Source organism: Nesterenkonia cremea (assembly GCF_014642675.1).
GTDB classification, from domain to species: domain Bacteria; phylum Actinomycetota; class Actinomycetes; order Actinomycetales; family Micrococcaceae; genus Nesterenkonia; species Nesterenkonia cremea.
In genome coordinates this window covers 66,573-85,604 of the sequence record NZ_BMIS01000003.1, presented here as the reverse complement: position 1 = coordinate 85,604, position 19,032 = coordinate 66,573, and the positions used below count along the sequence as shown (strand labels likewise).

19 protein-coding genes and 1 tRNA gene are annotated in these 19,032 nt (G+C 67.0%); 17 read left to right on the top strand and 3 right to left on the bottom strand.

Annotated features, from left to right (window positions below):
* Positions 1 to 75 precede the first annotated feature (75 nt).
* The 9 genes from IEW85_RS04625 (at position 76) to IEW85_RS04585 (ending at position 9,388) form a co-directional block, all read left to right on the top strand.
* Positions 76 to 1,002 (top strand): ABC transporter permease, encoded by a 927-nt coding sequence (locus tag IEW85_RS04625; protein ID WP_188683172.1) that lies wholly within the window; start codon positions 76 to 78, stop codon positions 1,000 to 1,002.
* The gene (locus IEW85_RS04620; RefSeq protein WP_188683170.1) at positions 995 to 1,927 is read left to right on the top strand and encodes an ABC transporter permease; all 933 of its coding nucleotides are present in this window, start codon (positions 995 to 997) and stop codon (positions 1,925 to 1,927) included. The genes IEW85_RS04625 and IEW85_RS04620 overlap by 8 nt, the downstream gene beginning before the upstream one ends.
* Before the next feature lie 7 nt (positions 1,928 to 1,934).
* Positions 1,935 to 2,975: an ABC transporter ATP-binding protein gene (locus IEW85_RS04615; RefSeq protein ID WP_188683168.1), complete on the top strand. Its 1,041-nt coding sequence runs from the start codon at positions 1,935 to 1,937 to the stop codon at positions 2,973 to 2,975.
* A complete protein-coding gene (locus tag IEW85_RS04610; RefSeq protein WP_188683166.1) occupies positions 2,962 to 3,993 on the top strand; it encodes an ABC transporter ATP-binding protein in 1,032 nt (343 codons plus the stop codon). Before IEW85_RS04615 ends, IEW85_RS04610 begins: the two co-directional genes overlap by 14 nt.
* A gap of 88 nt (positions 3,994 to 4,081) precedes the next feature.
* Positions 4,082 to 6,031 carry a translational GTPase TypA gene (gene typA, locus IEW85_RS04605; protein ID WP_188683164.1) on the top strand — a complete coding sequence of 650 codons (1,950 nt, stop codon included), beginning with the start codon at positions 4,082 to 4,084 and terminating at the stop codon, positions 6,029 to 6,031.
* A complete protein-coding gene (locus IEW85_RS04600; RefSeq protein ID WP_188683162.1) occupies positions 6,031 to 6,495 on the top strand; it encodes a hypothetical protein in 465 nt (154 codons plus the stop codon). Before typA ends, IEW85_RS04600 begins: the two co-directional genes overlap by 1 nt.
* A 41-nt stretch (positions 6,496 to 6,536) precedes the next feature.
* Positions 6,537 to 6,857, top strand: coding sequence for a ferredoxin (gene fdxA / locus IEW85_RS04595; RefSeq protein WP_188683160.1), 321 nt, complete (start codon positions 6,537 to 6,539; stop codon positions 6,855 to 6,857).
* A 2-nt stretch (positions 6,858 to 6,859) separates the two neighbouring features.
* Positions 6,860 to 7,999: a succinyldiaminopimelate transaminase gene (gene dapC / locus IEW85_RS04590; protein ID WP_188683157.1), complete on the top strand. Its 1,140-nt coding sequence runs from the start codon at positions 6,860 to 6,862 to the stop codon at positions 7,997 to 7,999.
* A gap of 108 nt (positions 8,000 to 8,107) precedes the next feature.
* Positions 8,108 to 9,388 carry a citrate synthase gene (locus IEW85_RS04585; protein WP_188683155.1) on the top strand — a complete coding sequence of 427 codons (1,281 nt, stop codon included), beginning with the start codon at positions 8,108 to 8,110 and terminating at the stop codon, positions 9,386 to 9,388.
* 285 nt (positions 9,389 to 9,673) lie between these two features.
* Here IEW85_RS04585 and IEW85_RS04580 read toward each other — a convergent pair whose 3' ends face one another.
* A complete protein-coding gene (locus IEW85_RS04580) occupies positions 9,674 to 10,663 on the bottom strand; it encodes a hypothetical protein (protein ID WP_229658794.1) in 990 nt (329 codons plus the stop codon).
* Between the two features lie 11 nt (positions 10,664 to 10,674).
* Complete coding sequence (gene dapD, locus IEW85_RS04575; protein WP_373286542.1) at positions 10,675 to 11,634, bottom strand: 2,3,4,5-tetrahydropyridine-2,6-dicarboxylate N-succinyltransferase; 960 nt, start codon at positions 11,632 to 11,634, stop codon at positions 10,675 to 10,677.
* Positions 11,635 to 11,686: 52 nt separating this feature from the next.
* Between dapD and dapE the strand changes: the two genes are divergently transcribed.
* The 6 genes from dapE (at position 11,687) to IEW85_RS04545 (ending at position 16,096) form a co-directional block, all read left to right on the top strand.
* Complete coding sequence (gene dapE / locus IEW85_RS04570; RefSeq protein WP_188683149.1) at positions 11,687 to 12,835, top strand: succinyl-diaminopimelate desuccinylase; 1,149 nt, start codon at positions 11,687 to 11,689, stop codon at positions 12,833 to 12,835.
* Positions 12,832 to 13,539: an SDR family oxidoreductase gene (locus IEW85_RS04565; protein ID WP_188683147.1), complete on the top strand. Its 708-nt coding sequence runs from the start codon at positions 12,832 to 12,834 to the stop codon at positions 13,537 to 13,539. The genes dapE and IEW85_RS04565 overlap by 4 nt, the downstream gene beginning before the upstream one ends.
* Positions 13,540 to 13,548: 9 nt before the next feature.
* Positions 13,549 to 14,013: a GNAT family acetyltransferase gene (locus IEW85_RS04560; RefSeq protein ID WP_188683145.1), complete on the top strand. Its 465-nt coding sequence runs from the start codon at positions 13,549 to 13,551 to the stop codon at positions 14,011 to 14,013.
* Between the two features lie 162 nt (positions 14,014 to 14,175).
* Positions 14,176 to 14,247, top strand: a tRNA-Asn gene (locus IEW85_RS04555).
* Positions 14,248 to 14,320: 73 nt separating this feature from the next.
* Positions 14,321 to 15,196, top strand: a complete 876-nt coding sequence (purU, locus tag IEW85_RS04550) for a formyltetrahydrofolate deformylase (protein WP_188683143.1) — start codon at positions 14,321 to 14,323, stop codon at positions 15,194 to 15,196.
* A gap of 33 nt (positions 15,197 to 15,229) precedes the next feature.
* Positions 15,230 to 16,096 (top strand): siderophore-interacting protein, encoded by an 867-nt coding sequence (locus IEW85_RS04545; protein WP_188683141.1) that lies wholly within the window; start codon positions 15,230 to 15,232, stop codon positions 16,094 to 16,096.
* Between the two features lie 11 nt (positions 16,097 to 16,107).
* Here the strand turns inward: IEW85_RS04545 and IEW85_RS04540 are convergent, their stop codons facing one another.
* Positions 16,108 to 16,560 (bottom strand): TM2 domain-containing protein, encoded by a 453-nt coding sequence (locus tag IEW85_RS04540; RefSeq protein WP_188683139.1) that lies wholly within the window; start codon positions 16,558 to 16,560, stop codon positions 16,108 to 16,110.
* A 215-nt stretch (positions 16,561 to 16,775) separates the two neighbouring features.
* Here IEW85_RS04540 and IEW85_RS04535 point away from each other — a divergent pair, with 215 nt between their 5' ends.
* Together IEW85_RS04535 and IEW85_RS04530 are read left to right on the top strand one after the other, a co-directional pair.
* Complete coding sequence (locus IEW85_RS04535) at positions 16,776 to 18,041, top strand: YeeE/YedE family protein (RefSeq protein WP_188683137.1); 1,266 nt, start codon at positions 16,776 to 16,778, stop codon at positions 18,039 to 18,041.
* 92 nt (positions 18,042 to 18,133) lie between these two features.
* Entirely contained in the window at positions 18,134 to 19,027 is an 894-nt protein-coding gene (locus IEW85_RS04530) for a phage holin family protein (RefSeq protein ID WP_188683134.1), read from the top strand.
* The last annotated feature ends 5 nt before the right edge of the window (positions 19,028 to 19,032 follow it).

Genomic DNA, 19,032 nt, shown 5'->3' with positions numbered 1-19,032 from the left:
TTCGGCTCACCGAGGTCCGCCGCCTATCATGTTGCCCGCACCACACCGCACCCATACAAGGACACCAAGACTCCAATGACCCGATACATCATTCGGCGTCTGCTCCAGTTCATCCCGGTCGTCTTCATCTCGACACTCATCGTCTACGCCCTGGTCTTCGCCATCCCCGGCGATCCGATCAGGGCTCTCGCCGGTGACCGTGCCATGAGTGAGGCGGTCCAGGAGTCGCTGCGCGAGCAGTACAACCTGAACGATCCGTTCATCGTCCAGTACGCCAAATACATGTGGGGCGTCTTCACCGCCCTCGACTTCGGCACCACCTTCCAGGGCCGTCCGGTGCTGGACATCATCACCCAGCGCCTGCCCGTGACCCTGCAGCTTGCCGGAGTGACCTTTGTGGTCCAGGCCATCATCGGCGTCATCGCCGGCGCGCTGGCCGCCATCAACCGAGACCGCTTCCTGGACCGCCTGGTCCAGGTCTCCACGGTGGTCGTGGTGGCCATGCCGGTGCTGGTCATCGCCTTCCTGCTGCAGCTGACCTTCGGACTGAACCTGGGCTGGTTCCCCATCTCCGGCACCGGACAGGGTCTGCGCAGCTTCATCCTGCCGGCCATCGCACTGGGTGCGGTCTCCATGGCGATGATCGCCCGTCTGCTGCGCAGCGAGCTGCTCGATGCCCTGCAGTCAGACTATGTCCGCACCGCCACTGCCAAGGGTCTGACCCGCAGCCGCGTGATCGGCCGCCACGGCATGCGCAATTCGATGATCCCCGTGGTCACCTTCATGGGCGCCGATCTGGCCACCATGATGAGCGGCACCATCCTGGTGGAGACCATCTTCAACCTCCCCGGACTGGGGGAGCAGGTGTTCAGCTCCATCCAGGCGCAGGAGGGGACGGTGGTCGTCGGCATCGTGACGCTCTTCGTCCTGTTCTTCGTGGTGATCAATCTGATCGTCGACATCATCTACGGCCTGCTTGACCCAAGGATCCGCTATGAGTGAGCTCAACACCTCCCAGAATCTCCAGCAGGGAGACGCTACGGTCTCCCCAGCCCATCCGGAAGCGGCGAAGGACGCCGAGGCCAGCCTGTGGGCCGACGCCTGGCGGTCGCTGCGCCGGAACCCCTGGTTCATCATCTCCGGCATCCTGCTCGTGGTGATGATCACCATGGCGCTGTTCCCGCAGCTGTTCACCAGTACCGACCCGCGCGACTGTCAGCTCGTGCGCAGCCGTCAGAGTCCCTCGGCCGAGCACTGGTTCGGCACCGACATCCAGGGCTGCGACTACTTCGCCCGCGTGATCTACGGCGCGCGGAACTCCATCGCCATCGGCGCGGTGGTGGTGCTGGGCACCCTGTTCATCGGCATCATCCTGGGACTGCTGGCCGGCTACTTCGGCAAGATCGTGGACACGGTCATCTCCCGTGCCGGCGACATGATCTTCGCTGTTCCCTACATCCTGGGTGCGATCGTCTTCCTCAACGTCATCGATTCCCGCGGCGTGTGGGAAGTGACGCTGGTGCTGATCATCTTCACCTGGCCCACGCAGATGCGTCTGATGCGCTCCTCAGTGCTGGCCGTGGTGAACTCCGAATACGTGATGGCCGCCCGGGCGATGGGTGCCGGCCACCTGACCATCATGCGCCGGCACATTCTCCCCAATGCGCTGGGACCGGTGCTCGGCTACTCAGGTCTGTTTGTGGGCATCATGATCGCCGCCGAGGCCGCCCTGACCTTCCTGGGTGTCGGCCTGGAGCTGCCTGCGATCTCCTGGGGCCTGCAGCTGAACCAGGCGCAGGGCTACATCCAGCAGCACACCTACCTGGTGGTCTTCCCCATGATCTTCGTGGGCCTGACCGTGTTCGCGTTCATGGCGATGGGTGATGCCGTCCGTGACGCCATCGACCCCAAGTCGAAGAAGAAGTGAGGCGCTCATGACTGCTGATATCCCGAACGACGTCGTCGACGACGCGCCGCTGCTGGAGGTCCGTGACCTCCAGGTCGAATTCCGCACCAAGGCCGGCGTCGCCCAGGCCATCAACGGGCTGAACTTCACCCTGCACTCGGGGGAGACCCTGGCCATCCTGGGTGAGTCCGGCTCCGGCAAATCTGTGACCGCCCAGACCATCATGGGCATCCTGGACATGCCCCCGGGTCACATCGCCGGCGGAGAGATCCGCTACCGCGGCGAGGACCTGCTGCAGATGCCGGAGGAGCAGCGGCGGAAGCTGCGCGGCATGGACATCTCGATGATCTTCCAAGACGCGCTGTCCTCGCTGAACCCGGTGCTGCCGGTGGGCTGGCAGATCGCCGAGATGTTCCGGGTGCACCTGGGCTTCAACCGCAAGGACGCCCGGGCGAGGGCCGTGGAGATGATGCAGAAGGTGGGCATCCCCGCCGCGGAGAAGCGGGTGTGGGACTTCCCACACCAGTTCTCCGGCGGTATGCGCCAGCGCATCATGATCGCCATGGCCATCTCCCTGGATCCGGATGTGCTCATCGCCGATGAGCCCACCACCGCTCTGGACGTGACCGTCCAGGCCCAGGTGATGTCCCTGCTGCAGGAGTTGCAGATGGAGTCTCGCATGGGACTGATCCTGATCACCCATGACCTGGGTGTCGTCGCCGACGTCGCCGATAAGATCGCGGTGATGTACTCGGGCCGGGTCATGGAGTCCGCCGATGTCTACACCATCTATGCGCGCACGGCGCACCCCTACACCAAGGGGCTGCTGGACTCGATCCCGCGCATCGACGCCGAGGGGGAGAAGCTCAAGGCGATCCCGGGGCTGCCGCCGTCGCTGACAGCCCTGCCCCCTGGCTGCCCCTTCAGCCCGCGCTGCGAATTCGCCACCGAGCTGTGCCGCGAGGAGCGGCCCGAGCTGCGCGAGATCGCCCCCGGGCACCGCTCCGCCTGCCACCACGCGGAGAAGATCCATGCGATGAGCGAGGAGGCCCAGAATGAGCCCGCGTGATCCCTTCGAGAACGCAGAGACCGTGCTGGAGGTCGAGAACCTCGTCAAGCACTTCCCGATCACCCAGGGGATCGTCTTCCAGCGCCAGATCGGCGCGGTGAAGGCTGTGGACGATGTGAGCTTCCAGCTGCGCAGAGGAGAGACCTTGGGAATCGTGGGCGAGTCCGGCTGCGGCAAGTCCACGCTGGCCAAGCTGCTGATGCGCCTGGAGCAGCCCGACGCCGGCTCCATCTTCTTCCGCGGCGAGGACTTCCTCGCCGTGCGGGGTGAGCAGCTGCGACGGCTGCGCCGGAAGATCCAGATCATCTTCCAAGACCCCTACACCTCGCTGAACCCGCGCATGTCGGTGGGCGACATCATCGCTGAGCCTTTCAAGGTGCACCCGGAGGCCAAGCCGGCCCAGGGGATTCGCAACAGGGTCAAGGAGCTGCTGGAGGTCGTGGGCCTGAACCCAGACCACATCAACCGGTACCCGCACCAGTTCTCCGGCGGTCAGCGTCAGCGCATCGGCATCGCCCGTGGTCTGGCGCTGAACCCGGATGTGATCATCCTGGACGAGCCGGTCTCCGCGCTGGACGTCTCGGTGCAGGCCCAGGTGATGAACCTGCTGGACGATCTGCAGAAGGAGTTCGGCCTCAGCTACATCTTCATCGCCCACGACCTCTCCGTGGTCCGCCACATCTCCGACCGCGTGGGCGTGATGTACCTGGGCCGTCTGGCGGAGCTGGGCCTGGACGAGGAGATCTACTCCGGCCCGGCCCACCCCTACACCCAGGCGCTGCTCTCCGCGGTGCCGGTGCCGGATCCGACGCTGCGCGGACAGCGCGAGCAGATCGTGTTGAAGGGGGATCCGCCCAACCCGGCGGATCCGCCGTCGGGCTGCCGGTTCCGGACCCGCTGCTGGAAGGCGACTGAGCTCTGTGAGGCCGAGGAGCCGGAGCTCACCTTCCACCCGGGGATCGGCCAATTGGCCGCCTGCCACTACGCCGACACCAACGAGGACGTCGTCGCCAGCTGAGGCATTTGCAGAACAGCAGTACACTTGAGCGGGTGTCCCTGTCATAGGGGCGCCCGCTCACCTCTATCTTCGGAAGGCTTCTTCTTCTATGACCACTGATGCTGCGCTGGCCCAGACCGGCACCGATGAGCGCCAGGACCTGCGCAATGTCGCCATCGTCGCCCACGTCGACCACGGCAAGACCACCCTTGTCGACGCCATGCTGACCCAGACCAAGGCCTACGGCGGCCATGGGGAGAACGAAGAGCGGGTGATGGACTCCGGCGAGCTGGAGAAGGAGAAGGGCATCACCATCCTGGCCAAGAACACCACGGTGTTCTACTCCGGCCCCCACGCTCAGGAGCAGGCCGGCGCCGAGCAGGTGACGATCAACGTGATCGACACCCCCGGCCACGCCGACTTCGGCGGTGAGGTCGAGCGCGGTCTGTCGATGGTGGACGGCGTCGTGCTTCTGGTCGACGCCTCTGAAGGCCCGCTGCCGCAGACCCGCTTCGTGCTGCGCAAGGCGCTCAACGCCAACCTGCCGGTGATCCTGGTGGTCAACAAGACCGACCGTCCTGACGCACGGATCGACGGCGTCGTCTCCGACACGATGGACCTGCTGCTGGGCCTGGCCTCCGATGTGGCCGAGGAGAACCCGGACCTGGACCTGGACTCCGTGCTGGACGTCCCAGTGGTCTACGCCTCCGGCAAGGCCGGCCGCGCCTCCATCGAGCAGCCTGCCGACGGCGGGCTGCCCGAGAATGAGGATCTGGAGCCGCTCTTCGAGACCATCCTGAAGCACGTCCCGGCCCCCACCTACGACGCCGAAGAGGTCCTCCAGGCCCACGTGACCAACCTGGACGCCTCACCCTTCCTGGGCCGTCTGGCGCTGCTGCGCATCTTCAACGGCACGCTGAAGAAGAACCAGCAGGTCGCCTGGGCCCGCAAGGACGGCACCCATAAGACGGTGAAGATCACCGAACTGCTGGCCACCAAGGGCCTGGAGCGTGTGCCCGCCGAGTCGGCCGGGCCCGGTGAGATCGTCGCAGTGGCCGGCATCAGCGACATCATGATCGGTGAGACCCTGACCGATCTGGACAACCCCAAACCGCTGCCGAACATCGTGGTCGATGACCCCGCCATCTCGATGACCATCGGCATCAACACCTCGCCGCTGGCCGGCCGGGTCAAGGGCGCCAAGGTCACCGCACGGCAGGTCAGGGACCGCCTGGACCAGGAGCTCATCGGCAACGTCTCCATCCAGGTGCTGCCCACCGACCGTCCCGACATGTGGGAGGTCCAGGGCCGTGGCGAGCTCGCCCTGGCCATTCTGGTGGAGCAGATGCGCCGCGAAGGCTTCGAGCTGACCGTGGGCAAGCCGCAGGTCGTCACCCGGGAGATCGACGGCACCCTGCATGAGCCCATGGAGGCCATGACCATCGACGCCCCCGAGGAGTACATGGGCGCGATCACCCAGCTCATGGCCGGCCGCAAGGGCACCATGAACACCATGGCCAACACCGGCTCCGGCTGGATCCGCATGGAGTTCTCCGTGCCTGCCCGCGGTCTCATCGGCTTCCGGACCAAGTTCCTCACCGAGACCCGCGGCTCCGGCATCGCCTCCAGCTACGCCGACGGCTTCCAGCCCTGGAAGGGCGACATCGAGTACCGGAACTCCGGCTCGCTGGTCGCCGACCGCGCCGGCACCGCCACTCCCTTCGCCATGATGAACCTCCAGGACAAGGGAACCTTCTTCGTGGATCCCCAGGAGGAGGTCTACGAGGGCATGGTCGTGGGCGAGAACTCGCGCAACGAGGACATGGAGGTCAACATCACCAAGGAGAAGAAGCTCACCAATATGCGTGCAGCCTCTGCCGACTCCTTCGAGGGCCTGACCCCGCCCACCCGCCTGACGCTCGAGGAGTCCCTCGAGTTCGCCAACGAGGATGAGTGCGTGGAGGTCACCCCGGAGAACATCCGGATCCGCAAGGTGACCCTGGACTCCTCCGAGCGCATGAAGGAAGCCCGTAAGAGGAAGAACGCAGCACAGTCCTGATGTCTCAGCAGCAGCCCCGCTTCCGCCCGGCGCTCATGGGTGTGGCGTTCTCCGTAGGAATCATCCTGGGGATCCTCGGCACCGCCCTGCACGGGAACATCATCATGATCGGCACCGTCGAAGACGGCACGCCGATCCTGTGGGGAGCGGGGCTCGCGCTGCTGATCGCGTTCATGGCCCAACTGTGGATCGGCCTGCAGACCGGCTCCCTGGCAGAGTCCACGGTCATGGGCATCACCACCTTCACCGTGGTGACCCTGGCCTATATGTGGACCGGCCCGGACCAGCTGATGGTGCCCATGAGCGCGGAGACGATGGATGCCTTGCCCGGCCCCACTCTGGCCTCAGCGCTGTGGTGGTTGGGCAGCGCCGGCGTCGCGCTGCTGGCGATGATCCTCATCAAGTGGATTCTGGTGCGCGACGTCGCATCACATGCGGTGCAGCAGAGCGCGCAACCTCGGTAGACTGGACCGCGCACCCCAACCCTCGAAAGACAGAGGAGTCCATGACTTACATCATCGCCCTGCCCTGTGTGGACCTGAAGGATAAGGCCTGCATCGATGAGTGCCCGGTGGACTGCATCTATGAGGGTGAACGGTCGCTCTACATCCACCCGGACGAATGCGTGGACTGCGGGGCCTGTGAGCCCGTCTGCCCCGTGGAGGCCATCTATTATGAGGATGATCTTCCCGAGGAGTGGTCGGAGTACTACCGGGCCAACGTCGAGTTCTTCGACGACGTCGGCTCCCCCGGCGGTGCGGCCAAGCTCGGCCTGATCGAGAAGGATCACGAGATCATCGCCGCCCTCCCGCCGCAGGAGCACTGAGCGTGCTCATTCTGCCTGACTACCCCTGGGACGCCATGGCTCCGTATAAGGAGCAGGCCGAACAGCACGACGGCGGTGCGGTGAACCTCTCCATCGGCACTCCTGTGGATCCCACCCCGCCGGTGGTCCGCGAGGCCCTGGCCGCCGCCGCCGACGCCCCCGGATACCCCACCACCCACGGACGCCGTGAGCTGCGTGAGGCTGTGGCGGACTGGTTCGCCCGGCGTCGGGGTGTTCCCGGGCTGGATCCGGAAGCCGTGCTGCCCACTGTCGGCTCCAAGGAGCTGGTGGCCTGGCTGCCCACGCTGCTCGGCCTGGGGGAGGGGGACCTGGTCCTGCGCCCGCTGGTGGCCTACCCGACCTACGACATCGGCGCACAGATCGCCGGAGCCGGGCATATGGCCGTGGAGGATCCGCTGGGGCTCGACGAGGACATCCTGCAGCGGGTGAAGCTGATCTGGCTGAACTCTCCCGGCAACCCCACCGGACGCGTGGACAGCGCCGAGTGGATGCGCGAGGTCGTCGCGCTGGCCCGGCGGATCGGTGCTGTGGTGGCTTCTGATGAGTGCTACGCCGAACTTCCCTGGGAGGTGGAGGACGTCCCCTCCGTGCTGGACCCGCGGGTCAGCGGATCCGAGGAGGGGACGCCGGACCACGGCGGGCTGCTGGCGGTCTACTCCGCCTCCAAGCAGTCCAACCTGGCCGGATATCGCGCGGCCTTCGCCGCCGGCTGCCCCGAGCTGATCGCCGGTCTGGTCAACACCCGCAAGCATGCCGGGATGATCATGCCCGCACCGGTCCAGGAGGCGCTGCGCGTAGCGCTCACCGATGAGCAGCACGTCGAGGAGCAGCGCGAGCTCTACCGGGCGCGCCGGCAGAGGCTCGTGCCCGCGCTGAAGGCGGCAGGTCTGGAGATCGAGCACTCCGTGGCCGGTCTCTACCTGTGGTGCCGAGATGCCCAGACCGACCCCTCGGCGGCCACTGCGGCCGACACCTGGAGCTTGGTGTCCCGCATGGCTGAGCGAGGGATCGTGGTCGGTCCGGGCGTCTTCTACGGCGAGCACGGCAACGGCTATATCAGGGTCGCACTGACGGCCACTGACGAGCGCATAGAGGCCGCTGTCAGCCGCCTGACCAGCTGATTCGCCGCTGTGTAATGCAAGTAGCACTATGGCACAGGTAACAGGTAGGTTGTTCAGTAAAGTGCCCCGCACCCGAGCCCTATCTGTGTGTGTCTGATAAGGAGACCCATGACTGAGCAGACAGCAGCGAAGCTGCACTATCAGGACCACGATCTTGATCTCCCCGTGGAGAATGCCGTCGAAGGCAACGACGGTCTCGCCATCGGACCACTGCTGAAGACCACCGGTGCCGTCACCTACGACCCCGGCTTCATGAACACCGCCAACGCCAAGTCCGCGATCACCTACATCGACGGTGACGAGGGTATCCTGCGCTACCGCGGCTACCCGATCGAGCAGCTCGCGGAGAACTCCACCTTCCTGGAGGTCTCCTACCTGCTGATCCACGGCGACCTGCCCACCGCGGAGCAGCTGGCCGACTTCGACAGCGTCACCCGCCGGCACACGCTGCTGCACGAGGAGCTGAAGGACTTCTTCTCCGGCTTCCCCCGTGACGCCCACCCGATGCCGGTGCTCTCTTCGGCGGTCTCCGCGCTGTCCACTTACTACCCGGACTCGCTGGATCCCTTCGACGCCGAGCAGGTCGAGCGCTCCACTTACCGTCTGCTGGCCAAGGTTCCGACCATCGCTGCCTACGCCTACAAGAAGTCCGTGGGCCAGCCGATGCTCTACCCGGACAACAACCTCTCCATCACGGAGAACTTCCTGCGCGGCTGCTTCGGCGTGCCCGCCGAGCAGTACGAGATCGACCCCGAGGTCGCCCGCGCGCTCGACGTGCTGCTGATCCTGCATGCCGATCACGAGCAGAACTGCTCCACCTCCACCGTGCGCCTGGTGGGCTCCTCCCAGGCGAACATGTTCGCCTCCATCTCGGCGGGCATCAACGCCCTCTACGGCCCGGCACACGGCGGCGCCAACGAGGCCGTGCTGAAGATGCTGCGCCAGATCCAGGGCGGCGACGTCACTCCGGAGGCCTTCATGGAGAAGGTCAAGAACAGGGAGGACGGCGTCCGCCTGATGGGCTTCGGCCACCGCGTCTACAAGAACTACGACCCGCGTGCCCGCGTGGTGAAGGGTCTGGCCGATCAGCTCCTGAACAAGCTCGGCGGCAACGACGAGCTCTTCGAGATCGCACAGCGCCTGGAGCAGAAGGCCTTGGAGGACGACTACTTCATCGAGCGCAAGCTCTACCCGAACGTCGACTTCTACACCGGCCTCATCTACAAGGCCATGGGCTTCCCGGAGAAGATGTTCACCCCGCTCTTCGCCCTGGGCCGTCTGCCCGGCTGGATCGCCCAGTGGCGCGAGATGATCAACGACCCTGCCACCAAGATCGGCCGCCCGCGCCAGATCTACATCGGCGAGGGCCAGCGCGACTACCCGGCGTGAGCTGATCCGCTCTCCCCGGTGACCCAGCCGCCCAGAGCTGCAGAGAACCCCGCCTCACCACAGGGTGAGGCGGGGTTCTCCTGTGTCTGGGCCGACCGGCGTCGTGCGCGGGTGGGGTGTGATCAGATAGTGGCGTCATTCCGGGCAGGTCGGGCCGTATAACGGTCTCATCTGATCACACTAGGGGGCCGGGGTGGCACTCTCCAGGGTCCCTGTGTGAGCGAGGGGTTTCGCCGACGAGAGTACCGCCTCGGCGTCGGAACGCGGGCGGCAGCACGAAAACGATCAGTCCTCGTCGCGCGTGAAGTCCAGATGGACGGTGCCTTCCTCGGCGGTGGGGGTGCGGTCCCAGGTGGCGGAGTCGCGCTGCCAGGTGTAGGCGCCGGCGCCGACGTCCTGGACTCCGTAGTCGCGGGCCACGGCGAGGGACCAGTGTGCGAGCATCCACTCCAGATCCTGCTCCGCCTCATCGGACTCCGGAACGGTGATCACGACGCCGTCCTCGGTGGCCTCCACGGCATCCTCACCCAGCAGGTTGGGGAAGGTGGCGGTGAGGTTCTCGGCGTAGCCCTCGGGGTCGGCGTCGGGGGCGTCCTGCTGGGCGATCTCGCAGTTCATATCCACCGGCTGCTGACCGGTCAGCGGGGTGACGAAGGCCCGTGCCAGGTCTTCGTGCTGCGGGTAGAAGCTGGCGTTGTGGGGGCGGTCCAGAAGCTCGGCCGTCTCCTCCATGTCCAGCTCAGGGCTCCAGCCCTCGGTCTCCTCCAGCGCAGAGAAGAACTCCGGGACGGTGGTGGGGGTCCCGTGGGTCTGCTCGCCGCCGTTGTCCCATTGCGGACCGCCGCGGGCGAAATATTCGGGGTCCGGTTCGGTGGGCTCCTCGCCCTCCTCGGCCTCGGCGTCTGCGGCCTCCTGTGCGGCGGCCTGCTCCTCGGCGTCGAGGTCGCGGGCTGTGAGCTCGTTCTCCTGCATAGAGATCGCGACGGCGTCCACCGCGGCCTCCGGGTCCAGGCCGCGGTCCGCCGCGGCGGCGCTCAGCTCGGCGGCGGTGCGGGCCTGCTCCGGGGTCAGGCTGAAGTCCTCTCCGCCCACGGTGACCGAGCAGCCCTCCTCGAGGAGGTACTCGTTGTCATCGATGAAGCGCCAGGCGCCGTAGCCGGTCCCGGCGACCACTGCGGCGCCTACCCCGAGGGCCACGAGGGCCCGACGCCGTCGCTTGCGCCGGGCCATCTCGCGGGTCGCCACCACAGGGCGTTCGTCTCTCCTCGGCGTCATAGAGGGGTGGGTCAGTTCTTGTGCAGAGCCTCGTTGAGCTCCACCTTCTGACCCTTGCGGGGCTTCGCCAGGACTGCACCGGAGGTGGAGTCGCGGACGAACAGCAGCTCCGGAACGCCGGAGAGCTGGGATGCCTTGACCACGGCGGTCACGCTCCGGTCATCGTTGAGCACCGAGACCTTGGTGCCGGCGGTGACGTAGAGGCCGGCCTCCACCAGGCAGTCATCGCCCAGGGAGATGCCCACACCGGCGTTGGCGCCCAGCAGGACGCGCTCGCCCAGGGTGATCTTCTCCTTGCCGCCGCCGGAGAGGGTGCCCATGATGGAGGCGCCGCCGCCCACATCGGTGCCGTCGCCCACGACCACACCGGCCGAGATGCGGCCCTCCACCATGGAGGTGCCCAGGGTGCCGGCGTTGAAGTTCACGAAGCCCTCATGCATGACGGTGGTGCCCTCGGCGAGGTGGGCACCCAGGCGGACGCGGTCGGCGTCGCCGATGCGCACGCCCTTCGGCGTCACGTAGTCCACCAGACGCGGGAACTTGTCGATGCTGTAGACGGTGACGTGGCCGCGCCTGCGCAGCTTCAGGCGGGTGGTCTCGAAGTTCTCGACGGCGCAGGGGCCGAAGTTGGTCCACACCACGTTGGTCAGGTGGCCGAAGATGCCGTCCAGGTTGATGGTCCGGGGCTGGACCAGGCGGTGGGAGAGCAGGTGCAGGCGCAGCCACACGTCCTCGGTGCTGGCGGCCTCCTCATCCAGGTTCGCCTCCGCGGAGACCACCTTGGTGGTCACGCCGCGGCCGGCGTCCTCGCTCACGGCGCCCTCGAGATCGGCCAGGATCTCCGAGCCGGTGTTCTCGCTCAGCGGAGCGAGTGCGGGGGCCGGGAACCAGGTGTCCAGAACGGTTCCGTCGGTGGTGACAGTGGCAAGTCCGTGGCCGGAGGCGATCCGGGATGCGTTCTCAGTACTCATGGGCCCCATCCTATAAGGCGAGACCGCGCCTCGTGCCGGTTAGGCTGGAGCCATGTCACCTGATGCTCCCCAGCTCGATCTGGCCGGCGATCCCGCGCTGCTGACCGAGCAGCTGATCGCCTGCTGCTCCGTCTCCGGCGAGGAGGCCGCACTGGCCGACGCCGTCGAGCACGCCCTCGGTGCCCTCGGCCCCCTGACCATCCACCGCGACGGCGATACGGTCATCGCCCGCACCGAGACCGGCGCCGATCAGCGGATCGTGCTGGCCGGTCACCTGGACACCGTTCCGCTGCCCACCACTGAGGGCTCCCGCGGCACCGTCCCGCCCACGTGGGAGGTCCAGGACGGCGAGGACATCCTCTACGGCCGCGGCGCAGTCGATATGAAGGCCGGTGTGGCGCTGCAGCTGAAGCTGGCCGCCGACGTGGCCCAGGCGGTCACCGCGGGGGAGAGCCTGGAGCGCGATGTCACCTGGGTCTTCTACGACCATGAGGAGGTCGAGGCCTCCAAATCGGGCCTGGGCCGGGTGCTGCGCAGCTCCCCGGAGCTGCTGGAGGCCGACTTCGCAGTCCTGCTGGAGCCCACCGACGGCCTGGTGGAGGGCGGCTGCAACGGCACCTGCCGCCTGCGGGTGACCATCCCCGGAGCGGCCGCGCATTCGGGCCGAGCCTGGATGGGACAGAACGCCATCCACCGCACCGCCTCCGTGCTGGCAGCCCTGGAGGCCTACGAGCCCAAGACCGTGGATGTGGACGGGCTGGCCTACCGCGAGGGGCTCAACGCCGTGTCCATCACCGGCGGCATCGCCGGCAACGTCATCCCGGATGAGTGCGTCCTGGAGATCAACTACCGCTTCGCCCCGGACAAGACCGAGGAGCAGGCCCACGAGCACGTCCGCGAGGTGCTGCGCAGCGCCGGCGTGGCCGATGAGCAGACCGAGATCACCGACACCTCCCCGGGTGCCCGTCCGGGCCTGGACCACCCGGCCGCCCAGGACTTCCTGCGCGCTGTGGGCGGAGACCCGATGCCGAAGTACGGCTGGACCGATGTGGCCCGGTTCTCCGCACTGGGGGTGCCCGCTGTGAACTTCTCCGCCGGAAGCGCCCTGCTGGCCCACACCGACGACGAGCACGTCTCCGCCTCCCAGATCCGCGACTGTTACACCGCGCTGAACCGCTGGCTGGTTAGGGTGGGCACATGACGACGACGAAGACAGCACTGGTCACCGGAGGATCCCGCGGCATCGGCCGCGCTGTGGCGCTGGACCTGGCCGAGGACCATCACCTGCTGATCGGCGGCACCGACGCCGCCCGAGTGGACTCCGTCATCGCCGAGGTCCAGGCCGCCGGCGGTACGGCGCAGCCCTTCCTGGCTGATCTGGCCGACGCCGAGGCGCTTGCCGTGGCCTGGAAGCAGGCCGGCGTCGAGACCCTCGACGTAGTGGTGCATTCGGCCGGTCTGGCCTGGATGCGCCCAGTGGCGGAAGCGCCGCTGGCCGAATGGCGGAAGATGTTCGAGCTCAACGTCTTCGCCGTGGCTGAGCTGACCCGTCTGAGTCTTCCGGCTCTGCGGGCCGCCCGTGGTCAGGTCATCACCATCAATTCCGGCTCCGGCTACAGCTCCCGTGCCGGCGGGGCCCTGTACTCGGGCAGCAAGTTCGCCCTGCGTGCCTTCACCGATGCCCTGCGCGCCGAGGAGCGCGGCACCGTCCGCGTGACCAGCATCCACCCGGGCCGTGTGGACACCGATATGCAGGTGGCCATGCAGGAGTCCATGGGAAACACCGACTACGACGGCGCCCGCTACATCGCCCCTGCATCGGTGGCGGCCACAGTGCGCGTGGCCGTTGATATGCCCGAGGCCTCCATGGTGGAGGAGCTGGCCATCCGTCCGGTCAGCGCCTGAAGGTCGCCGATGGCTGATCAACAGGCGTACCTGAGGGAGATCACTGTGCAGATCCAGGATCCGCTGCCTGAGGAGCGGGCCGAAGAGGCAGCCGCGCTCTGGCAGACCGCCGGGCTGACCCGTCCCTGGAATGATCCTGTGGCCGACTGCATGCAGGCGCTGCGCAGTCCGGCCTCCACTGTGCTGTGGGTGGAGGACCCGGGCGGGTCGGCGTCGTCGGTGGCGGGCACCGCCCTGGTGGGGGAGGACGGCCACCGCGGCTGGGTCTACTACGTAGCGGTGGATGAGGCGCTGCGCGGCCGCGGCATCGGCGCCCAGCTCATCCGGGCCGCGGAGCAGTGGTTGGAGGGCCGCGGAGTCCGCAAGCTCATGCTCATGGTCCGTGCGGAGAACCACGCCGTCCAGGAGTTCTACCGCGGCCTGGGATACGAACCCCAGGACGTGATGACCATGGGCCGCTGGCTCCGGGACTGACGCCAGAAGGGTTGAATCCCCGGGAGCTGCGCTCCTCAGCGGCGGTTTTCCAGGAGCCCGACACATGCGGCGGGCTTGATCCGCCCCAGAGTGGGAAGCCGGAGGGGAGACGGTAGGATTTTTACCTGCGGCGGATCTCCTGCTAAGCTTTTCTGGTCGCAATCCTCCATAGCTCAACGGCAGAGCACTCGACTGTTAATCGAGGGGTTGCTGGTTCGAATCCAGCTGGGGGAGCAGGAGAGAGACCCTCACCCCTCTGGGGGTGGGGGTCTTTTCTATGACATAGCGGACATAGAGAGGCGTTCCCATGAGTTCATCCACCACGCAGGGTCAGGACATCGCTCGGCTGATCATCAGCTGCCCCGATCAGCCTGGGATCGTCGCCGCCGTGTCCGAGCTGATCTCGGAGCTGGGCGGCAACATCATCAGCCTGGACCAGTACTCCACCGGCGTCGAGGGCGGACGCTTCTTCCAGCGCACCGTCTTCCACCTGCCCGGGCTCGTGGCCGCCAAGCCGCAGGTTGAGGCCGCCGTGGAGGAGAGGCTGGCCCAGCGCTTCGCTATGGAGTGGTCGCTGACCGAGGCCGATAAGCCCAAGCGTGTGGCGATCTTCGCCTCCAAGACCGACCACTGCCTGCTGGATCTGCTCTGGCGCCACCGTCGCGGCGAGCTGCCCATGGAGATCGCCATGGTGGTCTCCAACCACCCGGGCCTGGCCGAGGATGTGCGCACCTTCGGCATCCCCTTCGTCCACGTCCCGGTGGTCAACGGGGACAAGGCCGCCGCAGAGGCTCAGCACCTGGAGCTGCTGCAGGGCAACGTGGACTTCGTGGTCCTGGCTCGCTACATGCAGATCATCTCCGAGGACTTCCTGGAGAGGGTGGGCGTGCCGATCATCAACATCCATCACAGCTTCCTGCCCGCCTTCATCGGCGCCGGCCCATATCAGAAGGCCAAGGACCGCGGAGTGAAGCTGATCGGAGCCACGGCCCACTACGTCACCGAGGACCTGGACGAGGGTCCGATCATCGAGCAGGACGTCATCCGCGTCTCCCACGCCGACGAGGTCGCTCAGCTGACCCGCTACGGCGCCGATGTGGAGCGCTCGGTACTTTCCCGTGCGGTGAAGTGGCACTGCGAGGACCGCGTTCTGAGGAACGGTAACACCACTATCGTTTTTTAGACTAAGGTTTACCTTCCTGTACCGTGGACTGCGATGACACAGCGCAAGCCACGTACCCAGCATCTGCTCACCGTGATCCGCCGCGAGCAGATCAGTCCCCATATGGTGCGACTGGTCCTCGGCGGCGAGGGTTTCGAGGGCATGGAGTTCCGCGACCACGACGCCGAGAACTCAGGCGAGCGCACGTCGTGCACCGATCAATACATCAAGCTGCTCTTCGCTGATCCCGCACTCGGCCTCCAGCGTCCCTATGACCTTGACGCCCTGCGCGAGCAGCTGCCCGTGGATCAGATGCCGGTCACCCGGACCTACACCATCCGCCACGTGGACCGTGAGCAGCGCCAGATCTGGGTGGACTTCGTGACCCACGGCGATGAGGGCATGGCCGGGCCCTGGGCCGAGCGCGCTGAGCCCGGCGATCAGATCAGCTTCTTCGGCCCCGGCGCTGGATACGCACCGCGCAGCGACGCCGACTTCCACCTCCTCGCCGGTGATGAGTCCGCGCTGCCCGCCATCGCGGCCGCCCTGGAGAACATGCAGCCCCAGGCCCGCGGCCTGGCGGTGATCGAGGTTCACGACTCCGCGGAGGAGCTCCCGCTGAACCCACCGGTCGGCGTCGAGGTGGTCTGGCTGCACCGCGGGGGAGAGTTCACCCCGGAGAACACGCAGCTGGCAGAGCACCTGCGCACCGCTGAGCTGCCCGATCCGCAGGAGAACGACATCCAAGTCTTCATCCACGGAGAGCGCGAGCAGATGAAGCAGATCCGCCGCGCCCTGGTGGATGAGCGCGGCCTGCCGCGCAAGGGGATGTCACTCTCGGCCTACTGGGCCTACGGACGCGTGGAGGATGAGTTCCAGGCGGAGAAGCGGACTCCGGTCGGCCAGATCGACCCCGCCTGAATCAGCCCAGCTCAGCCGTCGGTGACCCCGGAGCTGGTGCCCATCACCAGCGCGGTGATCAGAAAGCCCACCAGGACCATCACCGTGATCGCCGCGCAGGGGCCGGCGAACTTCTGGAAGCCGGTCAGGCGCATCTCGTGCTGATCGCGCATGGTGCCCGAGAGCAGCAGGAACAGGTCCACGATGGTCCATGCGGTGACCACACCCATGAACAGCAGGGACACGTTGACGTTGTCCAGGACCACGAAGACGGCCGCGCAGCCGAAGAGGAACGTCTTGGTCAGGGCGGTGGGGATCAGCCCCAGGTAATAGCGCTGGGCACCGATGGGTCCCAGGAAGAGCGCCAACGCCCAGGCGATGAGGAACTTCCGCGGCGACTCGGGCTCAGCCTCGAAGGCCGCCTGGTCCTCCTCGGTGAAGGTGTTGGCGTAGAAGTCGTCGTCGAGATCGAAGTGCGCGGACACGCCCCCATGCTACGCCCGGATCCTGAGCGCGGCCCAGCTCCCTCCGCACCCCGGCTGCGAGCCTGCTCAGCGGCAGTCCATGACGCTGTGTGACATCGGCCTGCCGCGCTGAAGTTTGGTCCTCTACCATTTTTGGGCCGCCTTCTTCGCGCGGTGTCCCGCCACGAGGAGCTGAACCTGTTATGGCGACCAATCCCACCACAATCGACTCTTCGATGTTCACGCCTGCACCCACCTGCGTCGCACCGCCGACGCCGGACCCTGCCGATCCGCCCCAGCGCGGCAAGATCGGCATCTTCCTGCTGCTCGCAGCCGGACTGCTGACCTGGATCTTCTTCTCCAACACGCTGCAGGCCGATGCGAACCAGGGCCTCTACTTCGGTGTGCTCTTCGTGCTCGGCCTGGGGCTGGGCATCGCGCTGTTCCACTCGCGCTTCGGCTTCACCTCCGCCTGGCGCCAGCTGGTGGCCGTGGGCAACGGTCAGGGGCTGCGCAACCACGCGCTGCTGCTGGGCACCACCGCCACTATCTTCATGCTGCTCTTCACCACCGGCTGGGGAGGCTTCGGCAACGAGCCCACGCCCTATGCCGGCACCATCGGCGTCGGGCTGTTCCTGGGAGCCTTCATCTTCGCCATCGGCATGCAGCTGGGCGGCGGCTGCGCCTCCGGCACGCTGTTCGCCGTGGGCTCGGGCAACTCCACTGTGATCCCAACGCTGATCGGCTTCATCGCCGGATCGGTCATCTACACCTCGCCGTTCTTCTTCCCGCTGGTCTCCGATCTGCCGGGCATGGAGCCGGTGCTGCTCTCCGACCACGTCGGCCATGTGGGCGGCTGGAGCATCACCATCCTGGTGCTGCTGGTGATCGTGGCCATCTCCCGGGCTGTGCAGGCCCGCCGCAACCCGCCGCCGACCGGTGCTCCGCCGAGTGCCACCGGCTGGGTCCGTGCCATCCGCGGCTCCTGGTCCATGTGGGTGGGCGCCCTGGTCCTGGCAGTGCTCGGTGGCGCGGTCATGTGGGTCTCCGGCGGTATCTGGGGCGTGACCAACGCCTTCGCCCTGTGGGGCGTGAAGTTCCTGCAGCTCTTCGGCTTCCAGCCCGAGACCTGGGAGTTCTGGCAGCAGGAGAACTGGGCCGTCATGTTTGAGGGCTCGATCCTGTCCCACCAGAACTCGCTCACCAACATCGGCATCATGGTCGGTGCCGCCATCGCTGCGGCCGCCGGCGGCGCCTGGGCCTTCGCCCGGAAGGTCGACTGGAAGAACTTCGGCATCGCCTTCTTCGGCGGCATCCTGATGGGCATCGGCGCACGGCTGGCCGAGGGCTGCAACATCGGCGCCTACCTGGGCGGCATCGGCTCCGGCTCGGTCTCCGGCTGGCTGTGGGCCGCGGCGGCGCTGGTCGGCACCTGGGCCGGTCTGAAGGTCCGCTCCTGGTTGGGCCTGGCCAACCCCAAGCCCACCGATTCGGTCTGCTGAGGCGCTGACCTCGCAGGAGGAGGACCCCGTGCCTCCTCCGACAGGCTGGTGGTGGTAGTTTGGAACCACCCAGACCAGCAGCTCCCGTCACGATGGAGGCACGACCTGTGGCCCAGCATGCCGCGCCGAGCAAGGACAACACTCCGAAGACTTCGTTGTTCGACGTCCTCAAGGTTCTCCTGAGGCTCGGCCCCAAGCAGATCAATGACGAGATCCAGCTGGCCATCGGCCAGATGAAGACTAAGGGCATCGCAGCCGGCATCGCCGCAGCCCTGATGGTCGTGGGTCTGGTCTTCGCAGCCTTCCTCGTGGTGGCGCTGATCATCGCCGCCGTCGCGGCCTTTGCGCTCATCTTCGAGCTCTGGGCCGCTGCGCTCATCGTGGCCGGCATCTTCCTGATCATCGCGCTGCTCTTCGCCCTGGTGGGCTACCTGCGTCTGAAGAAGGCTCTGCCCTTCGTGCCGGAGGACGCCATCCGTGGCTTCCGTCTGGACCTCGGCGTGGCCAAGCAGGGCAGCAGCTTCGACCCCAAGGAGCTGGACCGCCAGGACGCGGAGAAGCGCCGCCAGAAGGAGGAGGCCAAGCGCGCCAAGGCCGAGGAGAAGAAGCAGCCCGGCGGCGGCGAGCCCACTCCGCCCACCTACCGCGAGCTGCTGCGCCGCACCGCTCTGCGGCGCGACCACATCGGCTCCCTGCAGGACCAGGTCCGCGCCCGCAGCAACAAGGACTCCCTGAAGCAGGAGGCGCGCGACGCCGTCTCCGGCCTCACCGGCAAGGTGCGCTCAGCCTCCACGAAGGACGACGCCGCTCCCTCGGCGTCGAAGTCTGCCTCCTCCAGGCCTGCCGCCTCCGCGGCCGGATCCTCGGCCGCCGAGGACGACTCCCAGGTGGGCGAGTTCGTCTCCACCCGCTGGAAGCCCCTGGCTGTGCTGGGTGCCTCCACCGCCGCCGGCGCCGTCTTCCTGCGCGAGCTCACCAAGAAATAGACTCA